The following is a 16,289-nucleotide window of genomic DNA, read 5'->3' as shown; positions in this document are numbered from 1 at the left end:
TGTCAGCCCATCAATCGCGACAGGATCGACGGGCGCCGAAGCGATCGGGGTTTACGACCTGTCAACGGTGTCAGACGGCGGCGAAGAAAAAGCCTGGCAAAGAAGGATGCGACCAGTGGCAGGAGGAAGATGATCAGCGACAGTCCGACAATCCAGCGCCCGGTCGACACAGGATCGCTGCACGCGCTCGCACAGCCGGGCGCCTCGACACCGGCGCCGAACAGGATCAACAATGTCGACAAAATGCACACGGTCCCCACGACACGCTCTCCTGCGCGTCAGCCGCGATCCTAGAGGATCAAAGTTAAACGGAGCGTTGCGGCTCGGTTAGGCCGCTGTTTACCGCGATTCGCGAGGCCCCCTATAGGTCGGAAGCCCCAATGACCAGCGAATTGCTGCACCGCGCAAAATAAAGCCCGCAAGTGCGCCCGCTACCGCGGCGATTGCGGTTCCGAGGCCGAGCCAAAGCAGAATGAGGTATAGGCCCGACGCGAGCGCCGCCGCGGTCACATAGATTTCGGGCCGCATGATGATCGACGGAACCCCCGCCAATATATCGCGGATCGTGCCACCGACGCAGCCGGTGATGACGCCCATCATCAGCGCCGGCACCGGGGGAACGCCCCAAGCGAGCGCCTTCGCCGTGCCGAACACCGCATAGGCGGCGAGCCCCACGGCGTCGGCCCATTCGAGCAGCTGCCCTTGCTGCCACCAGCGCTCGGGCGTCGCCCAGACTGTCAGCGCAATCGCGATGCAGACCGCGGCGATGGCCCCGTCCTGCACCCAGAAGACCGGCGCACCAATGAGCAGATCGCGCACGCTACCGCCGCCGACGCCGGTGACCAGCGCAAAGAAACAGGCGGTCACCAGCGTCTGGCGCAGACGCACCGCCATCAGCGCGCCCGACAGGGCAAACACGCCGATCCCTGCCAGATCGAGCAGGCGGATGATCAGTCCATTATCGATGCCGAGCATCGAGGTGTCAGATGTGGATCGGCTTGCCGGTCACCGCCATCGCGGCTTCCTTGATCGCCTCGCTGTGCGTCGGGTGCGCGTGGCAGGTGTAGGCGATGTCTTCCGACGTCGCGCCGAATTCCATCGCCTGTGCGGCCTGCGCGATCATCGTGCCCGCAACGCTGGCGATACACCAGACGCCGAGAACGCGGTCGCTCTTGGCATCGGCGATCACCTTCACGAAGCCGTCGGGCTCGTGGTTGGTCTTGGCGCGGCTGTTCGCGAGCATCGGGAATTTGCCGACCTTGACCTCGCCGCGTTCCTTCGCCTGCTCTTCGGTCAGGCCGACACCGGCGATTTCCGGCCAGGTATAGACGACCGACGGGATGACATCGTGGTTCACGATGCCGGTCAGCCCGGCGATATTCTCGGCACAGGCGATGCCTTCGTCCTCGGCCTTGTGCGCGAGCATCGGGCCGGGGATGACATCGCCGATCGCCCAGATGCCGGGGACCGAGGTACGGAAATCATGGTCGGTTTCGATCTGGCCACGCTGGTTGAGGCTGAGGCCCGCCTTGTCGAGGCCGAGGCCCTCGGTGTTCGGACGGCGGCCGATCGAGACGAGCACGACATCGGCTTCGAGCGTTTCGGCGTCGCCGCCCGCCGCCGGCTCGAGCGTCAGTACCGCCTTCTTGCCCTTCACCTCGGCGTTGGTGACCTTGGTCTTGAGCTTGAATTCGATGCCCTGCTTCTTGAAGATCTTGTTCGCTTCCTTGCGAACGTCGCCGTCCATGCCGGGCAGGATCTGGTCGAGATATTCGACGACGGTGACCTTCGCGCCGAGGCGGCGCCAGACGCTGCCGAGTTCGAGCCCGATCACGCCGCCGCCGATCACGACCATGTGGCCCGGCACCTTCGCGAGTTCGAGCGCGCCCGTCGAGTCGACGATAATCTGCTTGTCGTTATCGACCGCAACGCCCGGAAGCGGGGTCACCGACGAGCCGGTGGCGACGATGATATTCTTCGCGCGGACGCTCTTGCCCGCCACCTCGACGGTGTCGGCCGACGTGAACTGCGCATAGCCCTTCAGCCAGTCGATCTTGTTCTTCTTGAACAGGAATTCGATGCCGCCGGTCAGGCCCTTGACCGCGTCGATGCGCTGGCCGTGCATCGTCGGCAGGTCGAGCTCGGGCTTCACCTTGATGCCCATCTTCGCCATCGCGCCATTGGCGGCGGCGTCGAAATATTCCGACGCATGGAGCATCGCCTTCGACGGGATGCAGCCGACGTTGAGGCACGTGCCGCCCAGCGTTTCGCGCCCCTCGGCGCAAGCGGTCTTCAGACCCAGCTGCGCCGCGCGGATCGCCGCGACATAACCGCCGGGGCCGGCACCGATGACAAGGACGTCGTAGTCGTAATCAGCCATTTCCATTTACCTCAATGCTGCATCGCGGCCATCGCCGGACGCTTAAACGGGGAGCCCCGACTTCGCGGCGCATTCCTTCATTACCGGCATCGCATCCTCGGGCTTCAGGCCCATCAGATCCGCCGGGCTGTGCTTTTCGATCAGCGCGTCGGCGGTGCATTTGCAGACTTCGGCGATCTTGTCCGCCGACAGACCGCCGCCGCCCGCGCCGGACTGGCAGGACTTGTTGAAATTCTCGATGAACTGGGTCTTGAACCCGTCCTCGAAGCCTTTCTGCATGCCGTTCCCGGCGTCGCCGCAACCCGACAGCATCGCGATCATCGCGAGACCGAACGCTGCATCAGTCCTGACCGTCATAGCCCTATACTCCCCTGCCAGTGAAACCGGGTCCGGAAGGCGTCAAAGATCGATCAGCAGACGCGTCGGATCCTCGATCGCTTCCTTGATCGTCTTCAGGAACGTTACTGCCTCGCGGCCATCGATCAGACGGTGGTCATAGCTCATCGCCAGATACATCATCGGACGGATCACGATCTCGCCATTGCGGACGACCGGACGGTCTTCGATACGGTGAAGGCCGAGCACCGCCGACTGGGGCGGGTTGATGATCGGGGTCGACATCAGGCCGCCGAACACACCACCGTTCGAGATGGTGAAGGTACCGCCGGTCATGTCGTCCATCGTCAGCGTGCCGTCCTTGGCGCGCTTGCCGAGGTCGGCGATCGCCTTTTCGATCTCGGCGAACGACAGGCTGTCGGCATTGCGGACGACGGGCACGACGAGGCCGTTCGGCGCGCTGACCGCGACCGAGACGTCGAGATAATTGTGATAGACGATCTCGTCACCGTCGATGCGGGCATTCACGGCCGGAATGTCATGCGCGGCAAGCGCGACCGCCTTGGTGAAGAAGCTCATGAAGCCTAGGCGCACGCCATGCTTCTTTTCGAAGCTCTCGCGATATTTGTCGCGCGTCGCCATCACCGCCGACATGTCGACGTCGTTGAACGTCGTCAGCATCGCAGCCGTGTCCTGCGCTGCCTTCAGCCGCTTCGCGATCGTCTGGCGCATGCGCGTCATCTTGACGCGCTCTTCCTGACGGCCGGGCGCACCGCTGGCGACGGGCGCCGCTGCGGAGGCTGCGGCCGGAGCGGGCGCGGCTTCGGGAGCCGCACTGGCGGCCGCAAGCACATCTTCCTTGGTCAGACGGCCGTCCTTTCCGCTGCCCTGAATCTTTGTCGGATCGACCCCATGCTCGAGGACGAGGCGGCGAACGGCGGGCGACAATGTGGTCACGCCATCTTCGCTGCCCGTCGCGGCAGGCGCCGGAGCAGCGGCTTCAGCCTTGGCGGGCGCGGGCGCGGCAGGCGCCGGTGCAGCGGCCGCACCGCCGGCTTCGACCGTCGCGATCACCGCGCCGACGTTGACGGTATCACCGACCGCGGCAAGCTGCTGGCCCAGCACGCCGGCGACGGGCGACGGCACTTCGACCGCGACCTTGTCGGTTTCGAGGCTGGCAATGGGCTCGTCGAGTGCGACGGCTTCGCCGGGCTTTTTCAGCCATTCGCCGATCGTCGCTTCGGTGACGCTTTCACCCAGCGTGGGGACTTTGACTTCGGTGCTCATCATGCAGTTCCTTAGGGCTTAAGCTCTGGCTCAGGCTTTGTTCTTGGCACGGCGGATTTCGGCGCGAACCGAAAGGCCGAGGGCGTCGGCGACAAGCGCAGACTGTTCGGTCTGGTGCCGGCTCATCAGGCCGGTCGCGGGCGACGCAGCAGCGGCGCGGCCGGCGTAGCGCGGACGCATACCCTTGTGGCCGGCTTCGTTCAGCGCTTCCTCGATGAAGGGTTCGACGAAGAACCAGCTGCCATTGTTGCGCGGCTCTTCCTGCGCCCAGACGACCTCTTCGAGATTCTTCATCCGCTTCAGGCGCACCGCAAGCGGCTCGCCCGGGAAGGGATAGATCTGCTCGATGCGGATCACCGTCGTATCCTTGATGTCAGCGGCATCGCGCGCCTCCATCAGGTCATAGCCGACCTTGCCCGAACAGAGGACGACGCGCTTGATGTCACCGTCCGCGGGCGGGGTGCGGTCCGACATGATGCGACGGAAATGCGCCTCGCCGATGAAGTCCGAGCGCTGCGAGACCGCCAGCTTGTGACGGAGCAGCGATTTCGGCGTCATGATGATCAGCGGTTTACGGAAAGGCCGCAGCATCTGACGGCGCAGGACATGGAAATAGTTCGACGGGGTCGAGATATTGCACACCTGGATATTGTCGCCGGCGCAGAGCTGCAGGAAGCGCTCGAGGCGCGCCGAGCTATGCTCGGGGCCCTGCCCTTCATAGCCATGCGGCAGCAGCATCACGAGACCGTTGGCGCGCAGCCACTTGGCTTCGCCCGCAGCGATGAACTGGTCGATCATGATCTGCGCGCCGTTGGCAAAGTCACCGAACTGCGCTTCCCAGAGCACGAGGCTCTTCGGGTCGGCCATCGCATAACCATATTCGAAGCCGAGCACGCCATATTCGGAAAGCGGGCTGTCGAGCACTTCGAACCGGCCGTGCGGGACGGTGGTCAGCGGAATATATTTATGCTCGTCGGTCTGGTCGACCCAGACGGCGTGGCGCTGACTGAAGGTGCCGCGACCCGAATCCTGACCCGACAGGCGGACCTGATACCCTTCGCTGAGTAGCGTGCCGAAAGCGAGGCTTTCGGCGGTCGCCCAGTCGAAGATTTCGGTGTCGCTCTTGTCTGCGAACATCGCGGCGCGGCCGTCGATCACGCGGCGCAGCGTCTTGTGCACTTCCAGATCGGCGGGAATCGTCGTCAGCGTGCGGCCGATCGAATCGAACAATTTGTCCGAAACCCCGGTCGAGATATTGCGGCGGGCGTTCTCGGCGTCGGCGGGGGCGTGCAGTCCCGACCAGCGACCGGCAAACCAGTCGGCCTTGTTCGGCTTGTAGCTTTTCGCCGATTCGAAATCCTCTTCGAGCTGCGCGACGAATTCGGCGCGGCGGGCGTCGGCCCAGCCGGCGTCGATCACGCCTTCGGCCTCGAGTTTTGCGGCGCAGAGCTGCGACACCGGCGGATGCTGGCGGATGACGGCGTACATCAGCGGCTGCGTGAACGAAGGCTCGTCACCCTCGTTATGGCCGAAGCGGCGGTAGCACCACATGTCGATCACGACGTCGCGCTTGAACTGCTGGCGGAAATCGATCGCGAGCTTGCACGCGAAGGTCACCGCCTCGGGGTCGTCGCCATTGACGTGCAGGATCGGTGCCATCACGCCCTTCGCGACGTCCGACGGATAGGGCGACGAACGCGCATATTGCGGGCTGGTCGTGAAACCGATCTGGTTGTTGACGATGAAGTGGATGCAGCCGCCGGTATTGTAGCCGCGGATGCCCGAGAAGCCGAGGCATTCCCAGACGATCCCCTGCCCGGCGAACGCCGCGTCACCGTGGATCAGCACGGGCAGAACCTGCTCATGCTTGTCGAGATCGTCGCGAACGACCTGCTGCGCGCGGACCTTGCCGAGCACGACCGGATCGGCCGCCTCGAGGTGCGAGGGGTTGGGGACGAGCGACATATGCACCGACGCGCCGCCGAACTCGCGGTCGGTCGAGGTGCCGAGGTGATATTTGACGTCGCCCGAACCGCCGACGTCGTCGGGGTTGGCCGAGCCGCCCGAAAATTCGTGGAAGATCACCTTGTATGGCTTGGCCATGACGTTCGCGAGCATGTTGAGACGCCCGCGGTGCGCCATGCCATAGACGATTTCCTTCACGCCATATTGGCCGCCATATTTGATGATCGCTTCCATCGCGGGGATCATCGATTCGCCGCCGTCGAGACCGAAGCGTTTGGTGCCGACATATTTGCGCGCGAGGAATTTCTCCCACTCCTCGGCCTGGATTACCTTGTTCAGGATGGCGCGTTTGCCCTCGACCGAAAACTCGATGATCTTGTCGGCGCCTTCCATCCGCTCCTGAAGAAACGCACGCTCCTCGATATCGGAAATGTGCATATATTCGAGGCCGACATTGCCGCAATAATTGGCGCGCAGGATCGCCACGATCTCCCGGACAGTCGCCTTTTCAAGACCCAGCGCCCCGCCGAGCCAGACCGGCCGGTCGAGCGCGGCACCGGTGAAGCCGTGATATTCGGGCGTCAGGTCGGCCGGCAGCTCGCGCGTGCTCAGCCCGAGCGGATCGAGGTTGGCAGCAAGATGGCCGCGCACGCGATAGGTGCGGATCAGCATCATCGCGCGGATCGAATCATCGGCCGCGCGTTCGACCTCGGCGCTCGACAGCGGCGCGCCGGACTTTGCCGCAGCGGCCTTCACCGCGACCTGCATCTGCTGCGGATCGAGCGCGGCGGTCAGATCGTCGCTGTCGATCACGGGCCAGTTCTTCGGCGCCCAGCTGGGCCCGGCCTGGACTTCATCGACGTCGAAGCTTTGTCGTTCGAGGTTCATCTGCTTTTCCACGGGGAGGTTGGGGTAGATTTTATATGGGGAGCGAAGGCCCGCCGGCAAAGGGCGCCGGCGGGCCGGTCGATCAAACGCGTTCCTTCAGAACTTCGGCGAGCGTCGTGCCGAGTTCCGACGGGCTCGCCGACACCTTGATGCCGGCGGCTTCCATCGCCGCAATCTTGCTTTCGGCGTCGCCCTTGCCGCCCGACACGATCGCGCCGGCGTGGCCCATGCGGCGGCCCGGAGGCGCCGTGCGGCCCGCGATGAAGCCGGCCATCGGCTTTTTGCGGCCGCGCTTCGCTTCGTCGATCAGGAACTGGGCGGCCTGTTCCTCGGCATCGCCGCCGATTTCGCCGATCATGATGATCGACTTGGTCGCTTCGTCGGCGAGGAAGAGTTCGAGCACGTCGATGAAGTTTGTGCCGTTGACGGGGTCGCCGCCGATGCCGACCGCAGTCGTCTGACCCAGGCCGACGTTCGTGGTCTGGAACACGGCTTCATAGGTCAGCGTGCCCGAGCGCGAGACGACGCCGACGCTTCCCTTCGAGAAGATGCTGCCGGGCATGATGCCGATCTTGCATTCGCCGGGGGTCAGCACGCCGGGGCAGTTCGGGCCGATCAGGCGCGACTTGGAACCCGACAGCGCGCGCTTCACCTTCACCATGTCGAGCACCGGAATGCCCTCGGTTATCGCGACGATCAGTTCGATCTCGGCGTCGATCGCCTCGAGGATCGAGTCGGCGGCGAACGGCGGCGGCACATAGATGACCGAAGCGGTCGCGCCGGTCGCGGCTTTCGCCTCTTCAACCGTGTTGAAGTTCGGCAGGCCGATGTGCGTCGTGCCGCCCTTGCCCGGCGTCACGCCGCCGACCATCTGCGTCCCATAGGCGAGCGCCTGTTCGGTGTGGAAAGTGCCGGTGGCACCGGTCATCCCTTGCGTGATGACCTTGGTATTCTTGTCGATGAGGATGCTCATTTTCAGTCCTTCTTCAAGGAGGTCAGAATGACGGTTGCCACCTGATTTCCCGTGGATTTCTTAATTCCGACCGTCACCATATAGGGCATGCCCTCGATGACGGTGGCGGCCGACGCCTGATCGGCGTCATTCTTCCGATCGACAAGCGCTGCCGGCGAAGCCGCAGCCTCGGTGGCTGCGAACAGGCTATCCACCGTGTCCGAAGCTGCGATCGACGAGGCCAAAACGCACGCCGGGGCGCCCTTGTCCTTCAAAAAATATGCCTGATAGGGCCAAGTGAGTTCCGACGCCTTCACCGTCGCCTTCTGTGCCTTGGCATCGCCGGCGTGGTCGAGGCAGATCGCCTTCCACTGCGCGGCGATGTCCGGGGCAGACGGCGTCGCCATCAACTGGTCGAGCGTCGGCTGCTCGGCTGCTGCGGCCGGTCCGGCCGCAAGCAGCACAGCAGAAAGAGCGAAGCGAAGGCTCACGCCAGCGACGGATCCAGATTCTTGCACGCGTCGAGCAGTTCCTTGACCGCGTCGACCGAGACCTGAAGGCCCGCCTTGTCGGCGTCGTCGAGCTCGATCTCGACGATCTTCTCGACGCCGCCGGCGCCGATCAGCACCGGAACGCCGACGTACAGGCCGTCAAGGCCATACTGGCCATCGACATAGGCGGCACAGGGCAGGATGCGCTTCTGGTCACCCAGATAGGCTTCGGCCATCGCAATGCCCGACGCGGCGGGGGCGTAGAAAGCTGAACCCGTACCGAGCAGCGCGACGATTTCGCCGCCGCCGCCGCGGGTGCGCTTGACGATCGCGTCGATCTTGTCCTGGCTCGACAGGCCCATCTTGACGAGGTCGGGAACGGGGATGCCGTTGACGGTCGAGTAGCGGACGACGGGAACCATCGTGTCGCCGTGGCCGCCGAGCACGAAGGTGTTCACATCCTTCACCGACACGTCGAACTCATCGGCGATGAAGTGGCTGAAGCGCGCCGAATCGAGCACCCCGGCCATGCCGACAACCTTGTTCGCAGGCAGGCCCGAAAATTCGCGGAGCGCCCAGACCATCGCGTCGAGCGGATTGGTGATGCAGATGACGAAGGCGTCGGGGGCGTTCGCCTTGATGCCTTCGCCGACGGCCTTCATGACCTTCAGGTTGATGCCGAGCAGATCGTCGCGGCTCATGCCCGGCTTGCGGGCAACACCGGCGGTGACGATGATGACGTCGGCGCCCGCAATGTCCTTGTAGTCATTGGTGCCGGTGATCTTCGCGTCGAAGCCGGCGATCGGGCCGACCTGCGAAAGGTCTAATGCCTTGCCCTGCGGCACGCCTTCGACGACGTCGAACAGGACGACGTCACCCAGTTCCTTCTGCGCGGCGAGCAGCGCCAGCGTTCCACCGATATTCCCGGCTCCGATCAATGCGATCTTCTTGCGTCCCATGGCGCGCGGCACTCCCTTCGTGGCAAGCCCGGCTGTGGTTCACGGATCGGCGCGGTCACGGGCTAAAACCGCAATATCGATCCCAAGACTGGCGTCGCCCCTACGCCGATTCCCTTAACGAAACAACCGCGAAAAGGACGAAATTCCGGGTTTTTTTGAAAATAGTTCGCAATAGCGATAAACAAGGTTTAGCAGAGACTGTGATCTGGTTTTGCAAAAGATTGTGACCATCGCGTCACAATGCCTTGGCCTTGCCAGCGCCAGGCGATATGCGGTTGGTGCCCGGGAAAAGGGGGGAGCCTTTTCGGGAGACAAGATCATGTCGAGACTTACGACAGCGGGCGTCGCCACGCTGATGACTTTTAGCATCGCAGCGCCCGCCTGCGCCAGCGAGGATGGCTGGAACGATGCCGGGACGGTCGCAAAAAACGCGCTGATCGTCGCGGCCTTTGGCGTTCCCGCGGTTCAGGGCGACTGGGAAGGCGTTCTCGAAGCGGGGGGCAGCATCGGAGGCACGATGCTAATCACGCAAGGGCTCAAAGAGGCCTTCCCCTCGCGCCGCCCCGACGGCAGCGACAACAAGAGCTTTCCCTCGGGTCACACATCGACCAGTTTCGCCGCCGCCGCGACACTCCACAACCGCTATGGCTGGGAAGCGGGCCTTCCCGCCTATGTCGTCGCCTCCTTCGTCGGCCTCAGCCGCGTCGAGGCGAAGAAGCACCGCGTCGGCGACGTCCTTGTCGGTGCGGCGATCGGCACCGCAACCGGGCATCTGGTCACCACCAGGGCGAACGACCGCGTCCAGATTTTCCCGTGGGGCGACACCAAAGGCGCGGGCGTCGACGTGACGTTGCGCTTCTGACCTTTCCCGGAGGCCCGCCTTAACCCTCCCTTATCCGGCAAGGCCTAGGGTGGCACGGTGACGCGCGCGATCATCAGTTTCGACACCGAGCTGTCGGCCGGCCTCTACCAGCGGGGCATCGGTGCGCGCGCCAATTTCGAAAGCTCGATCCTCGGCCGCTGCCGCGAGGGTGATTTCGGCATTCATTTCCAGATGGACATGCTCGAACGCCACGGCCTCACCGGCGTCTATTTCGTCGATCCGATGCCCGCGCTGGTCCACGGCCCGAGCGTCATCGAGGCGATCGTCCGCCCCATCATCGAACGCGGGCACGAGGTGCAGCTTCATCTCCACACCGAATGGCTGACCTTCGCGCGCTTCAACCCGGCAGGACGGCTGACCGGACGCAACATCGGCGATTTCCCACTGGCGGCGCAGAAAAAGCTGATCGGCTTTGCCCGCGACATGCTGGTCGCGGCGGGCGCCCCCACGCCCATTGCCTTTCGCGCGGGCAATTTCGGCGCCAATGACGATACGCTCCGCGCGCTTGCCAGCCTCGGCTTCCGCTTCGACAGCAGCTTTAATGGCGCTTGGGCCGGACATGGATGCGAGATATCGCTCGACCCCGGCAACCTTGGCATGCGCGTGCATCATGGCCTGTGCGAAGTGCCGGTAAGCGGCCTGCTCGATCGCGCGAGCCGCTTCCGCCCCGCGCAGCTCTGCGCGATGTCCGAGGAGGAAATGCGCGACGCGCTCGACCATTCGGCCGCCAGCGACGCGATCCAGTTCTCGGCCTTCAGCCACAGTTTCGAGCTGCTGAGCCGCGACCGCGCGGTTGCGAACCGGCTGGCGATCGAACGGATGGAGGCGCTCTGCCGCGCGATCGCAGAAGATCCGCGCGTGACGAGCGGCGGCTTTGCCACGCTGCCCGCCCCGCCCGCGCAACCCCGCCGCATCCAGGTCGCGGCGCCGAAGCCGTTCCGCACCGCACGGCGTATCGTCGAGCAAGCGGCCGGCCATTTGGCGCATGAAGTGCGCTATGTCCGCGATTTGATCGCGGTCACCGTCAACTCCTCGCGCTGGGGCAAGATATTAGGCGGCGTCTTCCTGGCCGTGGCCTAGCGCCAGATAATCGTCGGATTGCATTTCGGACAGCCGGCTCGCCGTCCGCTCGAATTCGAATGCCCCGTCGCCCGCGATATACAGATCGTCGGGCTCGGCTGCGGCGCTCGCCAGCAGCTTCACCTTATACTCGTAAAGCGAATCGATCAGCGTCACGAAGCGCGCCGCCTCGTTGCGGTTTTCGGGTCCCATGCGCGGAATGCCAACGATGATCACGGTGTGAAAGTGACGGGCGACCGCCAGATAGTCCGACGCGCCGCGCGCTTCGGCGCAGAGCCGCTTGAACGAAAATACCGCGACGCCCTTCAGCGCCTTAGGCACGTGCAGCAACCGCCCGCCGCCAACGTCGAGATCGAGCGTCGGCACATTGGCGCGGTCCTCGGGGGGATAGTCGGTCAGGCGAAAAAATGCTGCGGAAAGTGCCGCGCTCGCAGCATCGTCGGCGGGAACGAACCAGCGCTTGCCATCGCCCAACCGGTGCCGCCGGTAATCGGTCGGCCCGTTGAGGCTCATCACGTCGAGCTTCGCTTCGACCAGCGCGATGAAGGGCAGGAAATGCTCGCGGTTGAGCCCGTCCTTGTAGAGGTCTTTCGGCGGCCGGTTCGACGTCGCGACGACGGTAACGCCATGGTCGATCAGCGCGGTGAACAGGCGCGAGAGGATCATCGCATCGGCGCTGTTGTTGACCACCATTTCGTCGAACGCGAGGCAGCGGACATTCTCGACCAGCATCGCCGCGACCTGCGGGATCGGATCGCCGCTCTCGGTCTTGCGGGCCTCGCGCATCTTTGCGTGGACGTCGAGCATGAAGGCATGGAAATGCACGCGCTTCTTCCGCTGGATTGCGAGCTGGTCGTAGAAGAGATCCATCAGCATCGACTTGCCGCGCCCGACCGCACCCCAAAGATAAACGCCGCGCGGGCTCTCGGGCTTGCGGCCGGCGATGCGCCAGAGCAGGCTGCCGCGTGGCGGCGCGGCCTCGAGCTCCTCCTGCAACCGGTTCAGCCGTTCGGCCGCCGCGCGTTGCTCGGCATCGGGTTTCAGCTCGCCCGCCGCGACGAGCGCATCATAGGCAGCGAGGACTGTGGTCATTTTTTGCTGGCCTTGCGGATCGTGCCAGCGAAGCTGAGGACGATATGCGCGTCGCCCTCGCCCTGCACGACCAGGCCGCGCAGGAAGATCAGGCGTCCGGTTTCGCGCACCAGCTCGACCACCGCGTCCATCGGTTCGCCGAGCCGGCCCGCCCCGACGAACTGCGTCGACAGGTCGAGCGTTACCGAATGGCCGGCATCGAGCGATCCGAACTGGTGCGAGGCAGCGAAGAGCGCAATGTCGACGAGCGCGAGCGTCACCGCGCCATGGACATTGTCGCCGAGATTGCTGTGCTTGCGCTCCGGCAGCATCCGGACGCGGGCGCGCGGGCGGCCATCCTCGGTCGGCCGCTCGACGCGCACCGACAGTGGCTCGATGAAGGCGTTGAAGCGGCTCGGGTCCTTGAGATTCCAGCTCACCCAGCCGTCCGCCAGTTCCTCGGCAGTGAAATTCTCGCGCCGCTTCGGTTCCTCGATGCCGTCGTTCATGCCTTGCAATATCCGTCCAGTTTTCCGCCGCGGATCAATCCGCCATAATAATCAGCCATCGCCTTCGCACGCGCCGTGTCGTCGCCGATCCACGACTTGGCGCCGGCAAGCCAGCCTGCCGAACAGGCCTCAAGCGCGCCCGACCCGCGCGTGCAAGCCATAAAATCGGTGAAGGCGCGATGCCAGCCGTTGAACTCGGCGATCGTCATCAGGGGGCCATGCCCGGGAACGACCTGTCTGGCACCCGAGGACGCGATGTCGTCGAGCGCCTTCAGCCAGCCCTCGGGACATGCGGTATCGAAGAAGGGGGCAGGGAGGGTAACGAGATCACCCACGATCGCGCGCTTCTCCGCCGCGTCATAGATCCAAAGGTCGCGTTCGGTCGCAGCGCGGCGCGCAATGCGAAGCGAGAGCGGCCGACCTGCAATACTCAGATCGCGCGGTTCGTCGACGACCACATCGGCGCGAAGCTCTGCCCCGCGCGCGATGGTCGCAAGGTCGCCTTTGACATCGGGAATCGCGCTTTCGGGCACGCTGCCGTCGGACAGCGCCTTGCGCGACGCATCCGCGCTCGTGGCCAGAAACCCTGTCAGCGCGCCATCGATCGCCGACGTGCCGTAGACCTTCACCCCCGGATGAAGGGCCCTGAGCGTCGGATTGCCGCTGACATGATCGAGGTGCCAGTGCGTGTTGACGATCGCGGCCAGCGGAAAGCCGAGCGCACGAAATCCGCGCTCGATCGCTTCGACATGACCGAGGTGCCGGCCCGTGTCGACGAGGATCGCGCCTTCGGGACCAGCCAGAATGACGCTGTTTCCGTCGGGCGAACGCCCGGGCTCGAAACCGCCCGGAATGAGCCATGTCGCACTGCCCAGCGCCACCGCATCGGGCAGCCGCGGCGCCTCCAGAAGGACCGGTTTCGGCGTGCAGGAGGCGAGCGCCAGCGCGGCGAGCGCTACGCCCCGGCGCATCAGACCTGTCGCTCGGCCTCGAGCTTCTTGATCTCGGCGATCGCGCGCGCCGGGCTCAGGCCCTTGGGGCAGGCGTTGGCGCAGTTCATGATCGTGTGGCAGCGATAGAGACGGAAGGGGTCTTCCAGCTCGTCGAGGCGTTCACCGGTCATTTCATCGCGGCTGTCGGCGAGCCAGCGATACGCCTGAAGCAGGATCGCGGGGCCGAGGAACTTGTCGCTGTTCCACCAATAGCTCGGGCAGCTCGTCGAGCAGCAGGCGCACAGGATGCACTCGTAAAGCCCGTCGAGCTTTTCGCGCTCGGCGGGCGACTGGAGGCGTTCCTTGCCGCTGGGCGTCGTCGTCTTGGTTTTCAGCCACGGCTCGATCGACGCATATTGCGCATAGAAATGGGTGAAGTCGGGGACGAGATCCTTGATGACTTCCATGTGCGGCAGCGGGGTGATCTGGATGTCGCCCTTCAGATCCTCGATCGCGGTCGTGCAGGCGAGGCCGTTCTTGCCGTTCATGTTCATCGAACAGCTGCCGCAGATGCCTTCGCGGCACGAGCGGCGGAAGGTCAACGTGCTGTCCTGCTCGCTCTTCATCTTGATCAGCGCGTCGAGCACCATCGGACCGCACTTGTCGGTGTCGATCTCGAACGTGTCGAAATGCGGGTTCTGTCCGCTGTCGGGATTGTAGCGATAGACCTTGAATTTCTTGACGTTGGTCGCGCCATCGGCCTTGTGGACCTGTCCGCCCTTTTGCGGGCGGCTGTTCTTGGGCAGACGAAATTCGGCCATGTCTCTGGCTCCCCTGATGCAGTCGCGGTCGGCCTAGACCTGAACGAGGGAGTCGGCAAGAGGGTGATGCTCGCAAATGCGAAAGCCGCTGGCGGGGCGGGGGCTGAACCGCTAGGGGCGCGAAACATGAGCGAAGAGACCGCCCAGCCCACAGTAACCAGCCGCAGCGTCGCAAAGGGGCTCGGCACGACCGTGCTCGCCCGATTGGGCGCGGTGGTCGAGATCGTCGCACAGCCGCTTTATGTGCTGATGTTCGGGCTTGCCGGTTACGGCCTGTACGCCGTGCTGTGGGCGACGGTGAACCTGCTCGAAAATATCTTTGATATGGGGATGACGAGCGCGATGCAGCGCACGGTGCCGCAATCGGCGAGCGATGCCGAAGCAGCTGCGGCGCTCCGCACCGCGATGATCTTCGGCGTCGGGCCGTGCCTGATCGTGGCAGGCCTGATCGCTGCCTTTGCGGCCGATCTCGCCCCCTTCCTCAATGTCGCCGAGCATGACCGGCCGCTCGTCGTCCCCGCGATCCAGCTGTTCGTATGGGCGCTGCCGCTCTGGGCCTTTGTCGAGATTGCAACCTCGGCGATGCGGGCACGCATGGTGTTCGGCGCCGAAATCCGGCTGCGTATCGTCTGGGAACAGATCATGCGGCTGGTGTTCGCCGGGCTGTTCTTCGCGGGCGGCCTCGGCCTCAAGGGCCTGTTCATCGCGCACCTCTGTTCCCTGGCGATCACGGCGATCCTCTGCGTCCGGCTGCTCGCGCGCTATTATAATTTCGCCGATCTGCGCGGCGGCGGCCGAGGCAGCGAGGTCGAACGCAACACCTTCTGGGCCGGGTTGTCGATCCTGCCTTCGAACATCATCGCCCGGCTGTTCGGCGATGCGCCGGCGCTGATCCTCAACCTGCTGCTGCCGGGCTCGGCGGGCGCGAGCGCATCGGCGCTCTTCACGATCGCGCGCAAGCTGTCGAGCGTGGTCCAGCTCGTCCGCATCGCCTTCGTCTATGTGATGGCGCCGCTCGCGGCGAGCGCCGAGCGCGAAGACCGCGCGCAGGTTTCCGACATCTATGCCTATGCGACGCGGTTGATCGCGGCGATCGCCCTGCCGCTCGCCGCCGTGCTCGCGGCGGGCAGTTCGTCGCTGCTCGGGCTGTTCGGGCATCAGGCGCATATCGCGCAGGGCGCGGTGATCATCCTGCTCTTCGCGCGCGCGCTCGAAGCCGTGCTCGGCATTTCGCAGCCGGTGCTTCAGGTGGTCGCGGCGTTCCGGCATCAGCTCACCGCGAGTATCGTGGGCGTGGTCGTCGCGCTCGGCGCGGGCTGGCTGATCGTCGGCCATATGAACGAACTGACCGGCGTCACGCTGGCGATGTCGATCGGCCTTGTCGTGATGGCGGGAATCCCCATGCTGCAACTGGCAACCAGCGAACGACTGCACCCCTTCGACCATCAATTCCCCAAGGTCGCGCTGCGCGGCTTGGCGATTACGCTGGTCGCCGGCGGCCTGGCATTGCTCGTCAGCCGCCTGCCCGACGCGATCGCGCTGCCACTGATCGTCGTCATCGCGGCGGGCGCAATCTGGTCGTCGCTGCGCTTCGCGCTACCCCACGCCGACCGCGCTTCGCTGGGCAAGACGGCGCGCAAGCTGCGGCTCGTGTAACTTAGGTCTTAATTTGGCCGCAAAATCGGTTAGAGGGGACGCCAGATAATTGCCGCATCTGCGGCCAACAGGCGGAATC

16 protein-coding genes are annotated in these 16,289 nt (G+C 64.7%); 3 read left to right on the top strand and 13 right to left on the bottom strand.

Annotated features, from left to right (window positions below):
* Window positions 1–2: 2 nt before the first annotated feature.
* The 9 genes from ACQY80_RS10370 to mdh form a co-directional block, all read right to left on the bottom strand.
* Window positions 3–260, bottom strand: a complete 258-nt coding sequence (locus ACQY80_RS10370) for a hypothetical protein (protein WP_428678982.1) — start codon at window positions 258–260, stop codon at window positions 3–5.
* A 79-nt stretch (window positions 261–339) separates the two neighbouring features.
* A complete protein-coding gene (locus ACQY80_RS10365; RefSeq protein ID WP_428678980.1) occupies window positions 340–975 on the bottom strand; it encodes a trimeric intracellular cation channel family protein in 636 nt (211 codons plus the stop codon).
* Window positions 976–982: 7 nt separating this feature from the next.
* Window positions 983–2,380, bottom strand: a complete 1,398-nt coding sequence (lpdA, locus tag ACQY80_RS10360; protein WP_428678977.1) for a dihydrolipoyl dehydrogenase — start codon at window positions 2,378–2,380, stop codon at window positions 983–985.
* Window positions 2,381–2,422: 42 nt separating this feature from the next.
* Entirely contained in the window at window positions 2,423–2,737 is a 315-nt protein-coding gene (locus ACQY80_RS10355; RefSeq protein WP_428678974.1) for a hypothetical protein, read from the bottom strand.
* A gap of 42 nt (window positions 2,738–2,779) precedes the next feature.
* Window positions 2,780–4,003 carry a 2-oxoglutarate dehydrogenase complex dihydrolipoyllysine-residue succinyltransferase gene (gene odhB / locus ACQY80_RS10350; RefSeq protein WP_428678971.1) on the bottom strand — a complete coding sequence of 408 codons (1,224 nt, stop codon included), beginning with the start codon at window positions 4,001–4,003 and terminating at the stop codon, window positions 2,780–2,782.
* A 30-nt stretch (window positions 4,004–4,033) separates the two neighbouring features.
* Complete coding sequence (locus ACQY80_RS10345; protein ID WP_428678968.1) at window positions 4,034–6,856, bottom strand: 2-oxoglutarate dehydrogenase E1 component; 2,823 nt, start codon at window positions 6,854–6,856, stop codon at window positions 4,034–4,036.
* Between the two features lie 82 nt (window positions 6,857–6,938).
* Window positions 6,939–7,829 carry a succinate--CoA ligase subunit alpha gene (gene sucD, locus ACQY80_RS10340; protein WP_428678966.1) on the bottom strand — a complete coding sequence of 297 codons (891 nt, stop codon included), beginning with the start codon at window positions 7,827–7,829 and terminating at the stop codon, window positions 6,939–6,941.
* A gap of 2 nt (window positions 7,830–7,831) precedes the next feature.
* The gene (locus ACQY80_RS10335) at window positions 7,832–8,272 is read right to left on the bottom strand and encodes a hypothetical protein (RefSeq protein ID WP_428678963.1); all 441 of its coding nucleotides are present in this window, start codon (window positions 8,270–8,272) and stop codon (window positions 7,832–7,834) included.
* 23 nt (window positions 8,273–8,295) lie between these two features.
* Complete coding sequence (gene mdh, locus ACQY80_RS10330; RefSeq protein ID WP_428678960.1) at window positions 8,296–9,258, bottom strand: malate dehydrogenase; 963 nt, start codon at window positions 9,256–9,258, stop codon at window positions 8,296–8,298.
* A gap of 319 nt (window positions 9,259–9,577) precedes the next feature.
* Between mdh and ACQY80_RS10325 the strand changes: the two genes are divergently transcribed.
* Both ACQY80_RS10325 and ACQY80_RS10320 read left to right on the top strand, forming a co-directional pair.
* Window positions 9,578–10,120 (top strand): phosphatase PAP2 family protein, encoded by a 543-nt coding sequence (locus tag ACQY80_RS10325; protein ID WP_428678957.1) that lies wholly within the window; start codon window positions 9,578–9,580, stop codon window positions 10,118–10,120.
* A 57-nt stretch (window positions 10,121–10,177) separates the two neighbouring features.
* The gene (locus tag ACQY80_RS10320) at window positions 10,178–11,221 is read left to right on the top strand and encodes a polysaccharide deacetylase family protein (protein ID WP_428678954.1); all 1,044 of its coding nucleotides are present in this window, start codon (window positions 10,178–10,180) and stop codon (window positions 11,219–11,221) included.
* Here ACQY80_RS10320 and zapE read toward each other — a convergent pair.
* Genes zapE through ACQY80_RS10300 form a run of 4 tightly spaced genes read right to left on the bottom strand, consistent with a single transcriptional unit; the run spans window position 11,192 to window position 14,554 of the window.
* Window positions 11,192–12,313, bottom strand: a complete 1,122-nt coding sequence (gene zapE / locus ACQY80_RS10315; RefSeq protein ID WP_428678952.1) for a cell division protein ZapE — start codon at window positions 12,311–12,313, stop codon at window positions 11,192–11,194. The two genes, ACQY80_RS10320 and zapE, sit on opposite strands and share 30 nt — an antisense overlap.
* Window positions 12,310–12,801, bottom strand: coding sequence for a PaaI family thioesterase (locus ACQY80_RS10310; protein ID WP_428678949.1), 492 nt, complete (start codon window positions 12,799–12,801; stop codon window positions 12,310–12,312). Before ACQY80_RS10310 ends, zapE begins: the two co-directional genes overlap by 4 nt.
* Window positions 12,798–13,772 carry an MBL fold metallo-hydrolase gene (locus ACQY80_RS10305; RefSeq protein WP_428678946.1) on the bottom strand — a complete coding sequence of 325 codons (975 nt, stop codon included), beginning with the start codon at window positions 13,770–13,772 and terminating at the stop codon, window positions 12,798–12,800. The genes ACQY80_RS10310 and ACQY80_RS10305 overlap by 4 nt, the downstream gene beginning before the upstream one ends.
* Window positions 13,772–14,554 (bottom strand): succinate dehydrogenase iron-sulfur subunit, encoded by a 783-nt coding sequence (locus ACQY80_RS10300; RefSeq protein WP_428678943.1) that lies wholly within the window; start codon window positions 14,552–14,554, stop codon window positions 13,772–13,774. Before ACQY80_RS10300 ends, ACQY80_RS10305 begins: the two co-directional genes overlap by 1 nt.
* A gap of 126 nt (window positions 14,555–14,680) precedes the next feature.
* On the opposite strand from ACQY80_RS10300, the gene ACQY80_RS10295 reads away from it, so the two are divergent.
* Entirely contained in the window at window positions 14,681–16,210 is a 1,530-nt protein-coding gene (locus tag ACQY80_RS10295) for a lipopolysaccharide biosynthesis protein (RefSeq protein WP_428678940.1), read from the top strand.
* Window positions 16,211–16,289 lie beyond the last annotated feature (79 nt).

The sequence above is a fragment of the Sphingopyxis sp. genome (genome assembly GCF_965279755.1).
Lineage (GTDB): Bacteria > Pseudomonadota > Alphaproteobacteria > Sphingomonadales > Sphingomonadaceae > Sphingopyxis.
This window is presented reverse-complemented; position numbering and strand designations above follow the sequence as displayed.